Source organism: Streptomyces sp. NPDC058457, assembly GCF_042720695.1.
GTDB lineage: Bacteria > Actinomycetota > Actinomycetes > Streptomycetales > Streptomycetaceae > Streptomyces.
Genome location: NZ_JBHXLU010000014.1, coordinates 1 through 19650, shown reverse-complemented (window position 1 = coordinate 19650; position 19650 = coordinate 1). Strand labels below are relative to the sequence as shown.

Below are 19650 nucleotides of genomic sequence, written 5' to 3'. Positions count from 1 at the left end.
CCCGGGGCCCGGGGCTCCCCCGCCGCGGCCGCGGGGGGGCGGGGGCCGCAGGCGCCCCTTAACCCCCGGCGCGGCGCGCCGGGGCCCCCCCCCCCCCGGCGCGCGACGTCCACGCGGGCCCGCGGCACGACCCGTGACGAGGTACGACCCCGTGACCGGGTACGACGCCGTGACGGGGTACGCCCCGCGACGGGGTACGACGCCGTGACCGGGTACGACGCCGTGACCGGGTACGACCCGTGACGAGGTACGGCCTCCTCGACGAGGCACGCGCACAGGCGGGCGGAAGACGGCTCCCGGCCGGACGGCCTCCCGGCGCGCATTACGCTGGGAGGCTGACCGTCCCCGTGCGCAGGAGTGAAATGGCCGTCAACCTGGTCAATGTCGAGAACGTCAGCAAGGTCTACGGCACCCGTGCCCTGCTGGACGGCGTCTCGCTCGGCGTGTCGGAGGGCGACCGCATCGGCGTGGTGGGCCGCAACGGCGACGGCAAGACCACCCTCATCCGGATGCTCGCCAGGCTGGAGGAGGCCGACACCGGCCGTGTCACCCACTCGGGTGGGCTGCGCATCGGCGTCCTCACCCAGCACGACTCCCTCGACCCGGCCGCGACCGTCCGGCACGAGGTCATCGGCGACATGGCCGACCACGAGTGGGCCGGCAACGCCAAGGTCCGGGACGTCCTCACCGGCCTCTTCGGCGGCCTGGACCTGCCCGGCTTCCCCAAGGGCCTGGACACCGTCATCGGCCCGCTGTCGGGTGGTGAGCGGCGGCGCATCGCGCTCGCCAAGCTGCTCATCGAGGAGCAGGACCTGCTCGTCCTCGACGAGCCCACCAACCACCTCGACGTCGAGGGCATCTCCTGGCTGGCCAAGCACCTGCGCGAGCGCCGCTCGGCACTGGTGTGCGTGACCCACGACCGCTGGTTCCTCGACCAGGTCTGCACCCGCATGTGGGACGTGCAGCGCGGCGCCGTCTACGAGTACGAGGGCGGCTACTCCGACTACGTCTTCGCCCGCGCGGAGCGCGAGCGGATCGCGGCCACCGAGGAGACCAAGCGGCAGAACCTGGTCCGCAAGGAGCTGGCCTGGCTGCGCCGCGGCGCCCCGGCCCGTACCTCCAAGCCGCGCTTCCGGGTCGAGGCCGCCAACGAGCTGATCAAGGACGTGCCGCCGCCGCGCGACACCTCCGAGCTGATGAAGTTCGCCTCGTCGCGGCTCGGCAAGACCGTCTTCGACCTGGAGGACGTGACCGTCCAGGCCGGGCCGAAGGTGCTGCTCAAGCACGTCACCTGGCAGCTCGGCCCCGGCGACCGCATCGGCCTGGTCGGCGTCAACGGCGCCGGCAAGACCTCGCTGCTGCGCGCCATGGCCGAGGCCGCGTGGACGGAGGGCGAGGCGCAGCCGGCGGCCGGGCGGGTCGTCGTCGGCAGGACCGTGAAGCTGGCCTACCTCTCCCAGGAGGTCGCCGAGCTGAACCCGGCCACGCGGGTCCTGGAAGCGGTCCAGCAGGTGCGCGAGCGCGTCGACCTCGGCAAGGGGCGCGAGATGACCGCCGGGCAGCTGTGCGAGACGTTCGGCTTCAGCAAGGAGAAGCAGTGGACGCCGGTCGGCGACCTGTCCGGCGGTGAGCGCCGCCGCCTCCAGCTGCTGCGCCTCCTCATGGACGAGCCGAACGTCCTCTTCCTCGACGAGCCCACCAACGACCTCGACATCGAGACCCTCACCCAGCTGGAGGACGTCCTCGACGGCTGGCCCGGCTCGATGATCGTCATCTCCCACGACCGGTTCTTCGTCGAGCGCACCACCGACCGCGTCTTCGCCCTCCTCGGCGACGCCACCCTGCGGATGCTGCCGCGCGGCATCGACGAGTACCTGGAGCGCCGCCAGCGCATGGAGGAGGCGGTCGCCGCGACGTCCGCGGCCCCCAAGTCCGCCACGGCCGAGCGGAGCGCCGCCGACCAGCGCGCCGCCAAGAAGGAGCTCCAGAGGATCGAGCGGCAGCTGGACCGCGTCTCCGAGAAGGAGACCAAGCTGCACGACCAGATCGCCGCGAACGCCACCGACTTCGCGAAGGTCGCCGAACTCGACGCCCAGCTGCGTGACCTGGCCACGGAGCGCGAGGAACTGGAGATGCGCTGGCTGGAGTTGGCGGAGGACGCGTAGCCGCCAGCGGCGTGAATCAGCCCTCTGCGGTCCCCGCGTGCAACCCCCTTGCGCGGGCCCGGTGAAGGGGGCGTGAAGGCGCGTAACGACGGCATCACGGGCCGGTTCTCCCTTGGGAACAGCGGCACATGGGGGCCCGTGGGCTGTCGGTGCCGGGTGGTAGAAAGGTCAGTCTGAGAACTGCCTGAGTGCGACCGAGGGTCCGTGACCAGCCGCGGGCATGGCTCGAAATCAGTGGACGAGGGGGAAGAACGCTGATGACACAGCCGCCCGGCCAGCCGCCGTACGGCGCATTCGGAGCGCCGCAGGACCAGCCGCCGCCGGGCGGCGGGTTCGGCGCCCCGCAACAGCCGCCCGCGCAGGGAGGTTTCGGCGCGCCTCAGCCCCAGCCGGGGTACGGCTACCCGCAGCAGCCCGCTTCCGCCCCCGGCCCCTACGCCCAGCCGGCCGGCCCCTACGGCGCACCGGGGCCGTACGGGCCGCAGCCCGGTTACGGCTACCCCCAGCAGCAGCCGTACCCCGGCGGCCTGGGTGGACCCGGGACGCCCCCGCCCTCCGGCGGCGGACCGTTCAAGGGGAAGCCCGCGCTGATCGTCGCGGCGGCGGTGGCGGGGCTGCTGGTCGTCGGCGGCACGGTGTACGCCCTGACCGGCAGCGGGGGCGACGGCAAGAAGCCGGTCGCCCGGCAGTCCGACGACCCCAAGGCCTCCGGCTCCCCGGTCAACCCGGGTGACGGCAGCGGCGACGGCGGTGCGGACCCGGAGAACCTCAACGCGGGCCGCAGGTCCGGCGAGGCCAAGGTGCTCTGGTACAAGTCGGCACCCGACGCGCCCGCCTCCGGCGCCGACGCGCCCGGCATGTGGATCACCGGGAAGACGGCCGTGAAGGCGGCGTACAAGCAGGTCTTCGCCTACAAGGTGGGCAGCGGCGACCCGGCCTGGGACCCGATCACGTTCCCGCAGAAGATCTGCGCGGTCACCCCGCAGAAGTCGGCGGACGACAAGGTCGTCGTGGCCTACATGAACGGCACCAGCGACCGCGCCAAGTGCAACCAGCTGCAGGAGATCGACCTCGACACGGGCAGGAAGGGCTGGACCGCGACCGTCGCCGACGGCGGGCTGTTCGACAGCGCCCTCAGCATCGAGCTGACGATCAGCGGAAAGACGCTGATGGCCGGCCGTTCCGAGTCGGGCACGGCGTACGACCTCGGCAGCGGCCATAAGTTGTACGACAAGAAGAAATACGGTGCGGCCTGCTTCCCGACGGCGTTCGCCGGCGGCACGAACAGGCTGATCGAGGTGGCGTCCTGCGCCGCCGGCGGCAGCGACGAGCACGACGAGATCTCGCAGCTCGACCCGGCCACCGGCAAGGTCGAGTGGACCCGGCCGATCAAGAAGGGCTGGACGGTCGAGCGGACCTACTCCGTCGACCCGCTCGTGGTCTACCTGACCAACGAGGAGAAGAAGGCCTGGAACATCTCGGTCCTGGATCGCAAGGGCACGTTCCGTTCCGAGGTGAAGGTGAACGAGAAGTTCGCGCCCCAGTGCGGCCTGGCGATCCTCGCCCGTGACCTCCAGGGCTGCCAGGGCGTGGCCGTCGACGCGAACACCCTCTACCTGCCGACGGACGTGAGCGGCGGCGGCAACGAGATCGTCGCGATCAGTCTCACCGACGGCACGGCGAAGTGGCGTGCGAAGTCCCCGACGGACGAGTCGATGTACCCGGTCGAGGTCCAGGGCGGCAAACTCGTCGCGTACGTACGGCCGTCGTACGACGCGGGCGGCCAGGTCGTGTCCATCCCGACCACGGGCTCCGCCCACCCCACCACCAAGCTGCTGCAGAACCCGCAGCACACCGCCGACATCGAGGGCGGCTTCTACGACGGCGCCGTCGACTGGGCCGACGGCCGCTTCTACCTCTCCGCCACGCGGCTGACCGGCAGCGACGACGCGAAGGAGAAGCTGATGATGGCCTTCGGCAACTGAGCGGGGCCCGTCCCGTGCCGTCCAGCAGTCCACGCCGTCCCCAGCCGTCTCACGCGCCGTCCTCCGAGGTACATCCGTCATGACCCAGCCGCCCCCGCCCCCGCCCAACCAGCCCCCGCAGCAGCCCGGTTTCGGCGCACCTCAGCCACAGCCCGGTTACGGCTACCCACAGCAGCCCCCGGTACCCCAGCCGGGCTACGGCTACCCGCAGCAGCCCCCGAACCCGTACGCCCAGCAGCCCGGCTACGGCTACCCGAACCAGCCGCCCCCGCCCGGCTACGGCTACCCGAACCAGTCGCCCCAGCCCGGCTACGGCTACCCGGGCGGCCAACCGGGCGGCCCCGCTCCCGGCCCCGGCCGGAACAACGCCACGCTGCTCGTCGTCGTCGCCGCGGTCGCCGCCATCGCGCTGATCGTCGGCGGCGGCATCTGGTACGCGAAGTCCTCCGGCGGCGACGGGAAGAAGGACGACACCGCGAGCTCCGGCGGCGGCAGCACCGGCGGCCAGGACGCGAACGGCGGCGCGGACGGCGGCGCGGACGGCGGCAAGAACGGCAAGGGCACCGAGAAGGTACCCGCGGACACCGACTCCAAGGTCCTCTTCCAGGTCCCGCTGCCCACGGCGAAGGACACGACCGTCACCGCCGGTTCCTGGCTCACCGACAAGGTCTACGCGAAGAGCGGCGTCGCCCGGATCACCGGCTACGACCCCGACTCGGGCGCCGAACGGTGGACGATCCCGCTCTCCGGTCCGGTCTGCCGAGCCAGCGAGCACGCCGACGCGGACGGCCGGACCGCGGTCGTCTTCCAGCCGAAGATGCCCGCCAAGGGCTCGACGGCCGGCTGCACCCGGGTCGCCGCGATCGACCTGAACGCCGGTAAGGAACTGTGGGCCAAGACGATCAAGTCCGGTGATGTCGCGGTCAACTTCGACAATGTGACGGTCGCTCAGCAGACGGTCGCGGTCGGCGGCACCAGCGGCGGCGCCGCCTTCGACCTCGCCTCCGGCAGGATCCGCTGGCAGCCGAAGCCGGCCGACAGCTGCTACGACGCAGGCTACGGCGGCGGTGCCAAGCTGGTCGCGGTCCGCAGGTGCGGCAGCGGCGACACCGGCCAGCTGCACATCCAGACCCTCGACCCGGTCTCCGGCAAGGTGCTCTCCGAATACAGGATGACCTCGGGAATCGACTACGCGAGCGTCGTGTCGACCGACCCGCTGGTGGTGGCCGCCGACGTCAACGACAGCGCGGGCGACGGCAGCGGCTTCTCGGACGTCTTCTCCATCGACAACAGGACCGGCGCACTGCGCACCCGTGTCTCCACGCCGGGCAGCTCCTACGCGGCCCGCTGCGACGGCATCTACGAGTTGGAGAAGTGCACGGGAGTGGTGGTCGGCAACGACCGGCTGTACCTGGCGACCGAGGAGCACGACGGCGACGGGGACTACACGAAGACCAACGAGATCGTCGCCTTCGACCTGGGCACCGGCAAGCAGACCGGCCAGCGCGCCGACGCCGGGGACAACTACACGATCACGCCCCTGCGCATGGACGGCCCCAATGTGATCGCGTACAAGAACGCGCCGTACGACAAGGGCGCCCAGGTCGTCAGCATCGACGGGGATTCCTTCAAGGAGACCAAGCTGCTGGAGAACCCGGCGACCACGGCGGTCAAGGCGGTGGAGACCAGCATGTCACCGGAGTACGCGGAGGTCCTCTACTCCCAGGGGCGCCTCTACCTGTCCGCCGGGTACGCCCACACCGCCGGTTCCTCGTCGTCGGCCAGGGAGTACCTGGTCACCGCCTTCGGCGCGGGTGGCTGATACGCGCTCTCCCTCCACGAATAAGAGAAAACCCAGAGATTCCTCCGATCCGGGGCACTTCTCACCAGTAGGGGCAGCGCAACGTCGAACAAGCGTGTAGCTTCCGGGGGCATGAAGGACGAGGTGCCGGGGGGCCCTCTGTCCATGCGGACCAGTGGGCATCCATAGTGGGGCATCCATTGGGGGGACTGGGGGGTTGCTCTATGGGAGTGCGGCTCATGGTGGTCGACGACCACCGGTTGCTCGCGGAGGCGCTGGCCTCGGCGCTGAAACTGCGCGGCCACCGGGTGCTGGCGGCGGCGGCACCGGCCGCGGGCGCGGCCGAGCTGGTGATCACACGGGCACCCGAGGTGTGCCTGCTCGGTACGGCGGCACCGGCCGAGCCGGGGATCTTCGACCCGGTGGTGCGGATCAAGAAGGAGCGGCCGCAGGTCGCGGTGCTGGTGCTGGGCCCGGTGCCGTCCCCGCGGGGCATCGCGGCGGCCTTCGCCGCGGGCGCCTCCGGGTACGTACGGCACGACGAGCGGATAGAAGGCGTCGAGCGGGCGATCATGAAGGCGCGGGCCGGGGAGGCCGCCGTGGCACCCGCCCTGCTCCAGGGCGCCTTCGCCGAACTCCTCAACCCGGCCGCCCAGCCCGACGACGAGGGCCAGCGCCTCCTCCAGATGCTCACCCCGAGGGAGGTCGAGGTCCTGGTGCGGGTGGCGGACGGCGAGGACACCCGCCTGATCGCCGCCGGCATGGGCATCGCCCCGAGCACGGCCCGCACCCATGTGCAGAGGGTGCTGATGAAGCTGGGGGTGGGGTCGAGGCTGGAAGCGGCGGCCTTGGCCGCACGTACCGGGCTACTGGACCGAGCGGGACCTCTGAACGGCGGTACAGAAGCGCCCCTCTAGGGGCGCGGGGAACTGCGCGACCAGCCCCCACGCACCCGCACTCGAACGACTACCTACTCCGCTTCTTTCCCGTCCGAAGGAGGAAGCGGAGGTGGGGTGGGCCTCAACCAAAGCCACACCAAGAAGAACACCCCCAGCAACAGCATGCCGATCCCGGTCCACAGGTTGATGTTGATCCCCTGTGCCTTGTCGATCTCGGCCTGCGAGTCCGTGATCCCGGTGATCGTGACGATGATCCCGTACAGCACGAACAACCCACCGATGATCCGCCGCAGATCGAAGATCCGCGCGGCGGTCGCCGACTTGCTCTCCAGCTCGGTGACTTCCCGCTGGACGTCCTGCTCGGAGTAGTGGAACCCGGAGTGCCCGGAGTCGTCGGTCATGGTCTCTCCATTCTCCAGCGACGGCGATCAGAACGAGAACGGGATGTAGCAGAGGGCCGCGAGGATCACCGCGCCCCAGCCCAGCAGCGCCGGCCGCCGGTACCAGGCCTCGTCGCCGGGCGCCGGTGCCTCGGCCATACCGGGAGAACTCGTGCCGTAGACCAGGCCCGCGAGCTCCTCGTCCGGCTTGGGTGCGGTGAACAGGGACACGATCACCATCACCACCGCGCCGGCGACGAAGCCGGCGATCGCGGAGACGAAGTTGGCGCCCTGGTCGGTGGGGATGCCGATGATGCCCTTCTTGTAGAGGACGAAGTAGTTGACCATCGCGGTCACGGTGCCCGCGAGCAGCCCCCAGAAGCCGGATTTCGCCGAGGCGCGCTTCCAGAACATGCCGACGATGAAGACGACGAACATCGGCACGTTGAAGAAGGAGAACAGCGTCTGGAGGTAGCTCATGATGTTCGAGAACGACGACGCCAGGAACGCCGTACCGATGGACGCGCAGACGCCGATCGCGGTGATGAGGCGTCCGAAGCGCACGTAGTAGCCGTCCTCCCGGCCCCGGACCACGTACTTCGCCCAGATGTCGGTCGTGAACACGGTGTTGAAGGACGACACGTTGGCCGCCATGCCGGCCATGAAGGCGGCCAGCAGTCCGGTGACCGCGATGCCGAGCACGCCGTTGGGCAGCAGCTGTGACATCAGGTACGGGATCGCGTCGTTGTACTGGAGGTCCGAGCCGGACGTGCCGATGCCCGGTACCAGCGCGGCGGCGACCAGGCCCGGGATCATCACCAGGAAGACGATGAAGATCTTCGGGTAGGCGGCGATCAGCGGGGTGCGCTGGGCGGCGGAGAGGTTCTTCGCCGACAGGGCGCGCTGCACCTCGGCGAAGTTCGTCGTCCAGTAGCCGAAGGAGAGCACGAAGCCGAGGCCGACGACGATGGTCAGCCAGTTCGCGCCGAGCGGGTTGACGGAACCGATGCCGGTGCCGCCCCAGGCGGTCGTGAAGTTGTGGCCGTGGGTGGCGGTGAGCTTGTCGACCAGGCCGTCCCAGCCGCCGACCTTCTTCAGGCCGAGCACGGACAGCGGGATCAGGGCGGCGAGGATCACGAAGAACTGCAGCACCTCGTTGTAGATGGCCGAGGAGAGACCGCCGAGGGTGATGTACGCCAGCACGAACGCGCCGGCGACCACGATCGCCACCCACTGCGGCCAGCCGAGGAGCGCCTCCACGACGATCGCCAGGGCGTACAGGTTCACACCGGCGATCAGAATGGCCGCGAAGGCGAACAGGATCGAACTGAGCAGGTGTGCGGCTCTGTCGAAGCGGAGCAGCAGCATCTCGGGGACCGAGCGGACCTTGCTGCCGTAGTAGAAGGGCATCATCACCAGGCCCAGGAAGACCATGGCCGGAATGGCGCCGATCCAGTACCAGTGCACGGTGTACGCGCCGTACTGCGCGCTGTTGGCGGCCATGCCGAGGATCTCGGTGGCGGCCAGGTTCGCCGAGATGAACGCGAGGCCGGTGATCCAGGCGGGCAGCGACCGCCCGGAGAGGAAGAAGTCGAGGCTGGTCTTCACCGAGCGGCGGGCCGCGAAGCCGATGCCCAGGACGACGACGAAGTAGATCGCGAGGATCGTGTAGTCCAGGCCGTTGGTGGGGAGCCGCAGTCCCGTCGCGAGGTCCGTGGTGAGGTCCGTCGCGAGGCGTGTGGGGGATACGGGGGCATCTGTGGGGTTCTGCACCCGGTAATTCAACACTTTCGTTGTCTCACCTTGATTGATTGCGATGTTGACTGGGGTGGTGAGTTGTGTTTTGGTGTGTTCGGTTCTGTTTGATGGTTGGCTGGCTCGATCAATGGGAGTCCGCAGTGAAGAAGACCTCGACCCGGCTGGCCGACGGTCGCGAACTCATCTACTACGACCTGCGCGACGACACCGTGCGGGACGCGGTGGACCGCCGTCCGCTGGAGCGGACGCACACCACCTCCGAGATCCGGAGGGATCCGCTCCTCGGCGACCAGGTCGCCATCGCCTCGCACCGGCAGGGCCGCACCTACCACCCGCCGGCCGACCAGTGCCCGCTGTGCCCGACCAAGGGCGACCGGCTGAGCGAGATCCCGGACTCGTCGTACGACGTCGTGGTCTTCGAGAACCGTTTCCCCTCCCTGGCCGGCGACTCCGGGCGCTGTGAGGTGGTCTGCTTCACCTCGGACCACGACGCGTCCTTCGCGAGCCTCACCGAGGAGCAGGCGGGCCTGGTCCTGGACGCGTGGACCGACCGGACGTCGGAGCTGTCGCACCTCCCCTCCGTCGAGCAGGTGTTCTGCTTCGAGAACCGCGGCGAGGAGATCGGCGTGACGCTCGGCCACCCGCACGGCCAGATCTACGCCTACCCCTTCACCACCCCGCGCACCGCCCTGATGCTGCGTTCACTCGCGACGCACAAGGAGGCGACGGGCGGGGAGAACCTCTTCGACGCAGTGCTGGCCCGTGAACTCGCCGACGAGCGGGTCGTCCTTGAGAGTGAACACTGGGTCGCCTTCGTGCCGTACGCGGCACACTGGCCCTACGAGGTCCACCTGTACCCGAAGCGCCGCGTCCCCGACCTGCTCGGGCTCGACGAGGCGGCACGCTCAGAGTTCCCCCAGGTTTATCTGGAACTCTTGAGGCGCTTCGACCGTATCTTCGGTGAGGGTGAGCCTCCCACGCCCTACATCGCCGCCTGGCACCAGGCGCCGTTCGGGACGCTGGAGGAGTTCGAGGGTGTCACGCGCGATGACTTCGCGCTGCACCTGGAGCTTTTCACCATCCGCCGAACGTCCGGCAAGCTGAAGTTTCTCGCGGGTTCCGAGTCGGGCATGAGCGTGTTCATCAACGACGTGCCGCCGGAGCGCGCGGCCGAGCGACTGCGAGAGGTAGCGAGTTGATGAAGTACCTGGTGACGGGCGGGGCGGGTTACGTCGGCAGCGTGGTCGCCCAGCACCTGCTGGAGGCGGGCCACGAGGTCACCGTCCTCGACAACCTCTCCACGGGCTTCCGCGAGGGCGTCCCCGCGGGCGCCGTCTTCGTCGAGGGCGACATCCGCGACGCCGCCAAGTGGCTGGACTCCTCCTACGAGGCGGTGCTGCACTTCGCCGCGTTCTCCCAGGTCGGCGAGTCGGTCGTGAAGCCCGAGAAGTACTGGGACAACAACGTCGGCGGCACCATGGCGCTGCTCGCCGCGATGCGCGAGGCCGGCGTCCGCAAGCTCGTCTTCTCCTCCACGGCGGCCACCTACGGCGAGCCGGAGCAGGTCCCGATCGTCGAGACCGCCCCCACGCAGCCGACCAACCCGTACGGCGCCACCAAGCTCGCCGTCGACCACATGATCACCGGCGAGGCCGCCGCCCACGGCCTGGGCGCGGTCTCCCTGCGCTACTTCAACGTGGCCGGCGCCTACGGCGCGCAGGGTGAGCGCCACGACCCCGAGTCGCACCTGATCCCGCTGGTCCTCCAGGTCGCCCAGGGCAGGCGCGAGGCCATCTCCGTCTTCGGCGACGACTACCCGACGCCCGACGGCACCTGCATCCGCGACTACATCCACGTCGCCGACCTGGCCGACGCCCACCTGCTGGCCCTCACGGCCGCGCTCCCCGGCGAGCACTTGATCTGCAACCTCGGCAACGGCGAGGGCTTCTCGGTCCGCGAGGTCATCGAGACGGTCCGGCAGGTCACCGGCCACCCGATCCCCGAGGTCGTGGCCCCGCGCCGGGGCGGCGACCCGGCCGTCCTGGTCGCCTCGGCAGCCACCGCCCGCGAGAAGCTGGGCTGGAACCCGACCCGCGCGGACCTCGCGGGGATCGTCGCGGACGCCTGGGAGTTCGCGCAGCACATCAGCGCAGCAAGGGAGCAGTAAGTGGGGGCAGCACAGCAGGTCGCAGGCGCCTTCGAGGAGCTGTACGGGACGGCTCCCGACGGCGTCTGGGCGGCGCCGGGCCGGGTCAACCTGATCGGCGAGCACACCGACTACAACGACGGCTTCGTGATGCCGTTCGCGCTGCCGCACGTGGCGACGGCCGCCGTCGCCCGCCGTACCGACGGCGTGCTGCGGCTGCACTCCTCGGACGTCGAGGGCGGGGTCGTCGAGCTCTCCCTCGACGCCCTGGAACCAGGCACCGACCGGGAGTGGACGGCGTACCCGGCGGGTGTGGTCTGGGCGCTGCGCGAGGCCGGTCACCCGGTCACCGGCGCCGACGTCCACCTCGCCTCCACCGTGCCGACCGGCGCCGGCCTGTCCTCCTCCGCGGCCCTGGAGGTGGTGATCGCCCTGGCGCTCAACGACCTCTACGAACTGGGCCTGCAGCGCTGGCAGCTGGCCCGCCTGTGCCAGCGCGCGGAGAACGTCTACGTCGGGGCGCCGACCGGCATCATGGACCAGACGGCGTCGGCGTGCTGCGAGCAGGGCCACGCCCTGTTCCTCGACACCCGCGACCTCTCGCAGAAGCAGATCCCCTTCGACCTCGCGGCCGAGGGCATGCGGCTGCTGGTCGTCGACACCCAGGTCAAGCACGCCCACAGCGGTGGCGAGTACGGCAAGCGCCGGGCCGGCTGCGAGAAGGGCGCGGCCCTGCTGGGCGTGGACGCGCTGCGGGACATCGCCTACGCCGACCTGGAGCCGGCGCTCGAACGGATCGGCGACGAGGCGGAGGTACGGCGCCTGGTCCGCCACGTAGTCACCGAGGACCACCGCGTCGAGCGCGTCGTCGCCCTCCTCGAAGCGGGCGACACCCGCGCGATCGGGTCCGTCCTCACCGAGGGCCATGCCTCCCTCCGCGACGACTTCCAGGTCTCCTGCCCCGAGCTGGACCTGGTCGTGGAGGCGGCGAACTCGGCCGGTGCCCTGGGCGCCCGGATGACCGGCGGCGGCTTCGGCGGCTCGGCGATCGTCCTCACCGAGGCGACCGACGTCGACACGATCACCAAGGCGGTCGAGGAGGCCTTCGCGGCGGCCGGTTTCAAGACCCCGCGGGTGTTCGAGGCGGTGCCGTCGGCGGGCGCCCGGCGGGAGAGCTGAGGCTCAGCCCAGCCGCTTCGTCAGTGTGTACTCCGTGATCCCCGGCGGATAGTCGGGGATCACGCACACCACCTCGTACCCCTGCTTCCGGTAGAAGTCCGGGGCCTGGAAGTCCCAGGTCTCCAGGCGGGCGGCGGTGCAGGCGCGGTCCTCGCGGGCGATGCGCTCGGCCGCCGCGAGCAGGCTGCCGCCGAGGCCGGTGCCGCGGTGGCGGGCGTCCACCCAGAGATAGGTCACGTGCAGCCAGGACGCCCAGCTGTGCCCGACCAGACCGCCGGCCAGGTCGCCCGAACCCTCGTCCATCGCCCAGAGGTGCAGCGGCACTTCGCGTTCGTCCGGGGTGCCACGCAGGGCCGCCAGAACGGGAGAGGCCGCTGTGTTGGTGGCCAGCAGCCGGGCGCGGAGCAGATCACGTCGTTCCTTGTCGACTTCCGCCTCAATACGAAACATGCGGCACACCATAAACGCGTCGGCCGGGCAGTTCTGCAAATTGCCTTCCGCTCCCGGCGACCGCCCGTACTCTGATGAGCAGTACCGGTGGGGGCCGGTACTGATCAGGGGGCGAGACAAGTCGGATACGACGCCCGCGGTGGGGGTAGCAGTTCAGGCACGGCGGCGGCCGTGCGGTTCCGTCCCTCCGCGGGTGTCGTGTCCGCATGGTTCGTCGTTCTCCGGACCTTGGGGTATCCCCTGCTCGTGAAGAGCATTGGGGAAGGGGGTTTCGTGGTTCGTATCCGAGTCCTGGTCGTCGACGACCACCGCATCTTCGCCGAGTCGCTGGCCGCCGCACTGGCTGCCGAGCCCGACGTCGACGTGTCAGCGGCCGGCAGCGGTCCGGCCGCGCTGCGCTGCCTGGAGCGCGCGGTCGCCGAGGGCCGTCGCTACGACGTGCTGCTCGTCGATGCCGATCTGGGCGGTCAGCTGCCCGGTGGCAGAGCGGCCGTGCCGGTGCAGGAGGCCAACGAGGAGGGGCTGGTCGACGGCATATCGCTGGTCGTCGGCGTCCGCTCGGCCCAGCCCGCAGTCCGGGTCGTCGTCCTCGCCGAGAAGGACGACCCGCGGCGCGCGGCCCTGGCCCTCCAGGCCGGCGCCTCCGGCTGGGTCGCCAAGGACTGCTCGCTGTCCCGGCTGCTGAACGTCATCCGGGGCGTGCTGCGCGACGAGACGCATCTGCCGCCCGCCCTGCTGACCGGGGTACTGCGGGAGTTGACGGCCGCGCGCAAGCACCGCACCGAGAGCGAGCGGCTCGTGGAGTCCCTCACGCCGAGGGAGCGGGAAGTGCTCCGGTGCATGGTGGCGGGCCTGGGGCGCAAGGCCGTCGCCGAGCGCCTCTTCCTGTCCCCGCACACCGTCCGCACCCACATGCAGAACGTCCTCGGCAAACTGGGCGTCCACTCCACCCTGGCCGCGGTGGCGCTGGCGCGCAGGGCCGGGGTGGGGCCGGTGGATCTGGGGCCTGCTGGGCGGATCATGCCGGAGGAGAGCAGCAGCGCCTGACCAGCGCCAAGCGCTCCGCTGGAAGTGCCGTGACACGCCGTCTGTCGACTGCGGCGCCGTCGTGGCTGGTCGCGCCCACGCGGCGGAGCCGCATATTGACACAGCCCCGCGCCCCTTCGGGGCGCTGCCGAACGGACCCGCCTAGCCGGGGATGTTGTCGAACGGGGCGGTCAGCTGGCGTAGCAGCCCGGCGAGTTCGGACCGCTGGGCGGGGGAGAGCTCGCCGAGGATGGCTCGCTCCTGGTCGAGGAGGCCTGCCAGGGCCTGGTCCGCGCGGTCCTGGCCCTCGGTGGTCAGGCGTACCAGCACGCCCCGCCGGTCGCTGGGGTCCGGCAGCCGTTCCACCAGGCCCTTCTTGGTCAGCCGGTCGATCCGGTTGGTCATCGTCCCCGAGGTGACCAGGGTCTGCGTCAGCAGCTGCCCGGGGGAGAGCTGGTACGGCGTGCCCGCGCGCCGCAGCGCGGTCAGCACGTCGAACTCCCAGGGCTCCAGGCTGTGCTCGGCGAAGGCCAGCCGACGTGCCCGGTCCAGATGCCTTGCCAGCCGGCTCACCCGGCTGAGTACCTCGAGCGGTTCCACGTCGAGGTCCGGGCGCTCCCGGCGCCATGCAGCCACCAGCCGATCGACCTCGTCCTCCATGGCGATCAGTGTAGTGGTTGTGTCGACGTGAAGTCTCTTGATGTCGAGTCTCTTGACATCAAGAGATCTTCGCGGGGAGAGTGGTGCGCATGACGACGCCCTCCTGGGACCCCGCCCAGTACCTCCGCCACGCCGGCCACCGTGCCCGCCCCTTCACCGACCTCCTCGCCCGTGTCCCCGACCTCCCCGGCGAACCCCCGGCCGTCGCCGACCTCGGCTGCGGCCCCGGCAACGTGACCGCCGTCCTCGCCGACCGCTGGCCCACCGCCCGCATCACCGGCTACGACAACTCGACCGCGATGCTCGACAAGGCCCAGGTCGACCACGCCGGCCCCACCCCCGGCGGCGGCCGCCTCGACTTCGCCCACGCCGACCTGCGCAGCTGGGCGCCCGAACGGTCGTACGACCTGATCGTGTCGAACGCGGCGCTCCAGTGGGTCCCCGGCCACCTCGACCGTTTCGCCGGCTGGCTGGACGCGCTCGTTCCCGGCGGCAGCTTCGCCTTCCAGGTGCCGAACAACGTCGACGCGCCGCTGCACGCCCTGATGCGCGAGCTCGCCGCGACGCCCCGCTGGAAGGCCCGGCTCGCCGACGTGCTGCGCCACGAGGACTCCGTCCACCCGCCCGTCGCCTACCTGGACCGGCTCGCCCGCCTCGGCTGTGCCACCGACGTCTGGGAGACCACCTACCTGCACGTCCTGGAGGGCGAGGACCCCGTCCTGGACTGGGTCAAGGGCACCGGGCTGCGCCCCGCCCTCACCGTCCTCGGCGACGACCCCGAGGCCCGGGACGCCTTCGTCGCCGAGTACCGCGACCTGCTGCGGGAGGCCTACCCGAGCGCCCCGTACGGCACGGTCCTGCCGTTCCGCCGGCTGTTCGCGGTCGCCCGCAAGGAGGGCTGATGCTCGCCGCCGTGGACCATGTCCAGCTCGCCGCCCCGCCCGGCTCGGAGGACGCGCTGCGGGCGTACTACGGGGACGCCCTCGGCATGACCGAGGTGGCCAAGCCGCCGGTGCTCGCGGCGCGCGGCGGCTGCTGGTTCGAGGCCGGCGCCGTCCGGCTCCACCTGGGCGTCGAGAACGCCTTCTGCCCGGCGAAGAAGGCCCACCCCGGGCTGCGGGTCACGGACATCGACGCGTACGCCGCCCGGCTGACCGCCCACGGCGCACCCGTCACCTGGGACGAGGACCTCCCCGGCCACCGCCGCTTCTACTCCGAGGACCCCGTCGGCAACCGGCTGGAGTTCCTGGAGCCCGTCACGGCGTGACACGGCGCATGAGGCGGTGCGTGACACGGCGCATGAGGCGGTGCGTGGGGCGGCGTGTGAGGCGGTCCTACGCCTTGCGGCGCCCTATCAGGTGCGGCTTCTGCTCCAGGCCGTCCAGGCCGTGCCAGGACAGGTTCACCAGGTGGGCGGCGACCTCCGCCTTCTTCGGGCGGCGCACGTCCAGCCACCACTGGCCGGTCAGCGCGACCATGCCCACCAGCGCCTGCGCGTACAGCGGGGCCAGCTTGGGATCGAAGCCGCGGGACTTGAACTCGCGGCCCAGGATGTCCTCCACCTGGGTGGCGATGTCCGAGATGAGGGACGCGAAGGAACCGGTCGACTGGGGGATGGGGGAGTCCCGGACCAGGATCCGGAAGCCGTCCGTGTACTCCTCGATGTAGTCGAGGAGGGCGAACGCGGCCTGTTCCAGCAGCTCCCGCGGATGACCGGCGGTGAGGGAACTGGTCACCATGTCCAGCAGCCGCCGCATCTCCCGGTCGACCACCACCGCGTACAGCCCCTCCTTGCCGCCGAAGTGCTCGTACACCACCGGCTTGGAGACCCCGGCCTTCGCCGCGATCTCCTCCACCGAGGTGCCCTCGAAGCCCTTCGCCGCGAAGAGGGTGCGACCGATCTCCAACAGCTGCTGGCGACGCTCCGCCCCGGTCATACGGGTACGACGCGCCCGCCGCTGCTTTTCGGGACTGGGGGTGCTGGAGTCGGTCGCCACGGCGTCAATCATGCCGCCTTCGCGGCCTCCGCCCCCTGTCGGGAGCCGCCTTCCCCGGTGTCACGGCGCGAATCGATACGTGAGCGTGACGGCCAGCGCACGTCGTACGCCCACCCCAGCTGCTCGCACCAGCGGATGATCCGCGCCGACGAGTCCAGCTGCCCGCGCTCCACCCCGTGCCGCGCCGAGGTCGGGTCGGCGTGGTGCAGGTTGTGCCAGGACTCGCCGCAGGACAGCACCGCCAGCCACCAGACGTTGCCCGAACGGTCACGCGACTTGAACGGCCGCTTGCCGACCGCGTGGCAGATCGAGTTGATCGACCATGTCACGTGATGGAGCAGCGCCACCCGGACGAGTGAGCCCCAGAAGAACGCGGTGAACGCACCCCACCAGGACATCGTCACCAGACCGCCGATCAGCGGCGGCAGCGCCAGCGACAGCACCGTCCAGTAGATGAACTGCCGGGAGATCGCCCGGATCGCCGGGTCCTTGATCAGATCCGGTGCGTACTTCTCCTGCGGAGTCCGCTCCTCGTCGAACATCCAGGCGATGTGCGCCCACCACAAGCCCTTGATCAGCGCCGGCACCGTCTCGCCGTACCGCCACGGCGAATGCGGGTCGCCCTCCGCGTCGGAGAACTTGTGGTGCTTGCGGTGGTCGGCCACCCAGCGCACCAGGGGCCCCTCCACCGCCAGCGACCCCGCGATCGCCAGCGCGATCCTGAGCGGCCGTTTCGCCTTGAAGGAACCGTGGGTGAAGTAACGGTGGTAACCGATCGTCACGCCGTGACAGCCCAGATAGTAGAAGAACACCATCAGGCCCAGGTCGAGCCAGCTCACGCCCCATCCCCACGCCAGTGGCACCGCCGCCAGCAGCGCGAGGAACGGCACCACGATGAACAGCAGCAGGGTGATCTGCTCCAGCGAACCCTTCCGCTCGCCCCCCAGGGTGGCGGCCGGGAGCGCGGCGTCGGCCGCCTTCCGGGGGTCTTCGATCACATTGGAACCAGACGAGGTCATGCGCGTCCCCTGTGGGGTCGAGGGTTGAGAGAGACGCCGATCCGCGGCGACCGAGCGGGACGATATAGGTACTTCCCTACGGTTCCGTAACCTACGGCGACGTAAGTATGGCAGTGAGGCGTCTCGCGGCAAGAGCCCCAGAACCTGCGCGTCCTCATGGACACCTATCCTTGGAGTCGGTCGGACAGCGCGGTCCGCTCTGTTTCCTTCCCTGATGTCCGGCCCCTATGCGGACAGGCTCCGCCTGCCGCCCGGCCGACGGACGGGTTCCCTCCAGACGAGCTTCAACACTGCAAGGAGCCGCACCTGTGAGCAGTGCCGACGACCAGACCACCACGACCACCAGTGAGCTGCGCGCCGACATCCGCCGGCTGGGTGACCTCCTCGGCGAGACCCTCGTCCGCCAGGAGGGCCACGAGCTGCTGGAACTCGTCGAGAAGGTCCGCCGCCTGACCCGCGAGGACGGCGAGGCCGCCGCCGACCTGCTGCGCGGCACCGAACTGGAGACCGCCGCCAAGCTGGTCCGCGCCTTCTCCACCTACTTCCATCTTGCCAACGTCACCGAGCAGGTGCACCGCGGGCGCGAGCTGCGCGCCCGCCGCGCCGCCGAGGGCGGCCTCCTCGCCCGCACCGCCGACCGGCTGAAGGACGCCGACCCCGAGCACCTGCGCCAGACCGTGCAGAACCTCAACGTCCGTCCGGTGTTCACGGCACACCCCACCGAGGCCGCGCGCCGTTCGGTCCTCAACAAGCTCCGGCGTATCGCCGCGCTCCTGGACACGCCGGTCATCGAGTCCGACCGCCGCCGCACCGACATCCGCCTCGCCGAGAACATCGACCTGGTGTGGCAGACGGACGAGCTGCGCGTGGTCCGCCCCGAGCCCGCCGACGAGGCCCGCAACGCCATCTACTACCTCGACGAACTCCACGCCGACGCGGTCGGAGACGTCCTGGAGGACCTGACGGCGGAGCTGGAGCGGGTCGGGGTGAAGCTGCCCGACGACACCCGCCCCCTCACCTTCGGCACCTGGATCGGCGGCGACCGCGACGGCAACCCCAACGTCACCCCCCAGGTCACCTGGGACGTCCTCATCCTCCAGCACGAACACGGCATCAACGACGCCCTGGAGATGATCGACGAACTGCGCGGCCTCCTCTCCAACTCCATCCGCTACACCGGCGCCACCGAGGAACTCCTGGAGTCGCTGAAGGCCGACCTGGAGCTGCTGCCCGGGATCAGCCCCCGCTACAAGCGCCTCAACGCCGAGGAGCCCTACCGGCTCAAGGCCACCTGCATCCGGCAGAAGCTGACCAACACCAAGCAGCGCCTGGCCACCGGCACCCCGCACGAACCCGGCCGCGACTACCTCGGCACCGCCGAACTCCTCGCCGACCTGCGCCTGATCCAGACCTCCCTGCGCGCCCACCGCGGCGGCCTGTTCGCTGACGGCCGCCTGGCCCGCACCATCCGCACCCTCGCCGCGTTCGGCCTCCAGCTCGCCACCATGGACGTCCGCGAACACGCCGACGCCCACCACCACGCCCTCGGCCAGCTCTTCGACCGCCTCGGCGAGGAATCCTGGCGCTACACCGACATGCCCCGCGACTACCGCGCCAAGCTGCTCGCCAAGGAGCTCAGGTCGAGAAGGCCGCTGGCTTCGACCCCGGCACCCGTCGACGCGGCGGGTGCGAAGACCCTGGGTGTGTTCGAGACGGTGAAGAGGGCGCTGGAGGTCTTCGGTCCCGAGGTGGTGGAGTCGTACATCATCTCGATGTGCCAGGGTGCCGACGACGTCTTCGCCGCCGCGGTCCTGGCCCGCGAGGCCGGGCTGGTCGACCTGCACGCGGGCTGGGCGAAGGTCGGCATCGTGCCGCTCCTGGAGACCACCGACGAGCTCAGGGCCGCCGACACCATCCTGGAGGACATGCTCTCCGACCCCTCCTACCGCCGCCTGGTCGCCCTGCGCGGAGACGTCCAGGAGGTCATGCTCGGCTACTCCGACTCCTCCAAGTTCGGCGGCATCACCACCTCCCAGTGGGAGATCCACCGCGCCCAGCGCCGGCTGCGCGACGTCGCCCACCGCTACGGCGTCCGGCTGCGCCTCTTCCACGGCCGCGGCGGCACCGTCGGCCGCGGCGGCGGCCCCTCCCACGACGCGATCCTCGCCCAGCCCTGGGGCACCCT

Annotated in this window: 17 protein-coding genes; 11 read left to right on the top strand and 6 right to left on the bottom strand. The window is 70.6% G+C overall.

Annotated elements, in window-relative coordinates; translation table 11 throughout:
• Nucleotides 1–362 precede the first annotated feature (362 nt).
• The 4 genes from ACFWPS_RS14250 to ACFWPS_RS14235 all read left to right on the top strand — a co-directional run bounded on the left by ACFWPS_RS14250 (nt 363) and on the right by ACFWPS_RS14235 (nt 6868).
• The gene (locus ACFWPS_RS14250) at nt 363–2165 is read left to right on the top strand and encodes an ABC-F family ATP-binding cassette domain-containing protein (protein WP_383704618.1); all 1803 of its coding nucleotides are present in this window, start codon (nt 363–365) and stop codon (nt 2163–2165) included.
• A 257-nt stretch (nt 2166–2422) separates the two neighbouring features.
• A complete protein-coding gene (locus tag ACFWPS_RS14245) occupies nt 2423–4150 on the top strand; it encodes a PQQ-binding-like beta-propeller repeat protein (RefSeq protein WP_383704616.1) in 1728 nt (575 codons plus the stop codon).
• A gap of 79 nt (nt 4151–4229) precedes the next feature.
• Nucleotides 4230–5972 (top strand): PQQ-binding-like beta-propeller repeat protein, encoded by a 1743-nt coding sequence (locus ACFWPS_RS14240; RefSeq protein ID WP_383704613.1) that lies wholly within the window; start codon nt 4230–4232, stop codon nt 5970–5972.
• 203 nt (nt 5973–6175) lie between these two features.
• Nucleotides 6176–6868: a response regulator transcription factor gene (locus tag ACFWPS_RS14235; RefSeq protein ID WP_089102219.1), complete on the top strand. Its 693-nt coding sequence runs from the start codon at nt 6176–6178 to the stop codon at nt 6866–6868.
• 53 nt (nt 6869–6921) lie between these two features.
• Here ACFWPS_RS14235 and ACFWPS_RS14230 read toward each other — a convergent pair whose 3' ends face one another.
• Entirely contained in the window at nt 6922–7251 is a 330-nt protein-coding gene (locus ACFWPS_RS14230; RefSeq protein ID WP_383704611.1) for a hypothetical protein, read from the bottom strand.
• Nucleotides 7252–7278: 27 nt separating this feature from the next.
• On the bottom strand, nt 7279–9003 hold the full coding sequence (locus ACFWPS_RS14225; RefSeq protein WP_383704609.1) for a sodium:solute symporter family protein: 1725 nt from the start codon (nt 9001–9003) through the stop codon (nt 7279–7281).
• 125 nt (nt 9004–9128) lie between these two features.
• On the opposite strand from ACFWPS_RS14225, the gene galT reads away from it, so the two are divergent.
• The 3 genes from galT to galK are packed head-to-tail and all read left to right on the top strand — an operon-like array spanning nt 9129 to nt 12313.
• Nucleotides 9129–10187, top strand: coding sequence for a galactose-1-phosphate uridylyltransferase (gene galT, locus ACFWPS_RS14220; RefSeq protein WP_089102221.1), 1059 nt, complete (start codon nt 9129–9131; stop codon nt 10185–10187).
• Nucleotides 10187–11155: a UDP-glucose 4-epimerase GalE gene (gene galE, locus ACFWPS_RS14215; protein ID WP_383704607.1), complete on the top strand. Its 969-nt coding sequence runs from the start codon at nt 10187–10189 to the stop codon at nt 11153–11155. Before galT ends, galE begins: the two co-directional genes overlap by 1 nt.
• Nucleotides 11156–12313, top strand: a complete 1158-nt coding sequence (galK, locus tag ACFWPS_RS14210; protein WP_383704604.1) for a galactokinase — start codon at nt 11156–11158, stop codon at nt 12311–12313. It begins immediately after the preceding gene.
• Between the two features lie 3 nt (nt 12314–12316).
• Here galK and ACFWPS_RS14205 read toward each other — a convergent pair whose 3' ends face one another.
• Complete coding sequence (locus ACFWPS_RS14205; protein WP_383704833.1) at nt 12317–12775, bottom strand: GNAT family N-acetyltransferase; 459 nt, start codon at nt 12773–12775, stop codon at nt 12317–12319.
• 261 nt (nt 12776–13036) lie between these two features.
• Between ACFWPS_RS14205 and ACFWPS_RS14200 the strand changes: the two genes are divergently transcribed.
• Nucleotides 13037–13810, top strand: a complete 774-nt coding sequence (locus ACFWPS_RS14200) for a response regulator transcription factor (RefSeq protein ID WP_089102225.1) — start codon at nt 13037–13039, stop codon at nt 13808–13810.
• A 141-nt stretch (nt 13811–13951) separates the two neighbouring features.
• Here ACFWPS_RS14200 and ACFWPS_RS14195 read toward each other — a convergent pair whose 3' ends face one another.
• Nucleotides 13952–14449: a MarR family winged helix-turn-helix transcriptional regulator gene (locus ACFWPS_RS14195; protein WP_383704603.1), complete on the bottom strand. Its 498-nt coding sequence runs from the start codon at nt 14447–14449 to the stop codon at nt 13952–13954.
• An 89-nt stretch (nt 14450–14538) separates the two neighbouring features.
• On the opposite strand from ACFWPS_RS14195, the gene ACFWPS_RS14190 reads away from it, so the two are divergent.
• A complete protein-coding gene (locus tag ACFWPS_RS14190) occupies nt 14539–15351 on the top strand; it encodes a trans-aconitate 2-methyltransferase (protein ID WP_383704601.1) in 813 nt (270 codons plus the stop codon).
• A complete protein-coding gene (locus ACFWPS_RS14185; protein ID WP_383704599.1) occupies nt 15351–15716 on the top strand; it encodes a VOC family protein in 366 nt (121 codons plus the stop codon). The genes ACFWPS_RS14190 and ACFWPS_RS14185 overlap by 1 nt, the downstream gene beginning before the upstream one ends.
• 67 nt (nt 15717–15783) lie before the next feature.
• Here ACFWPS_RS14185 and ACFWPS_RS14180 read toward each other — a convergent pair whose 3' ends face one another.
• Together ACFWPS_RS14180 and ACFWPS_RS14175 are read right to left on the bottom strand one after the other, a co-directional pair.
• Nucleotides 15784–16458 (bottom strand): TetR/AcrR family transcriptional regulator, encoded by a 675-nt coding sequence (locus ACFWPS_RS14180; protein ID WP_089102228.1) that lies wholly within the window; start codon nt 16456–16458, stop codon nt 15784–15786.
• Entirely contained in the window at nt 16455–17465 is a 1011-nt protein-coding gene (locus tag ACFWPS_RS14175; RefSeq protein WP_383704596.1) for an acyl-CoA desaturase, read from the bottom strand. The genes ACFWPS_RS14180 and ACFWPS_RS14175 overlap by 4 nt, the downstream gene beginning before the upstream one ends.
• A 308-nt stretch (nt 17466–17773) precedes the next feature.
• On the opposite strand from ACFWPS_RS14175, the gene ACFWPS_RS14170 reads away from it, so the two are divergent.
• On the top strand, nt 17774–19650 hold a 1877-nt coding region (locus tag ACFWPS_RS14170; protein ID WP_383704594.1), incomplete at its 3' end, for a phosphoenolpyruvate carboxylase.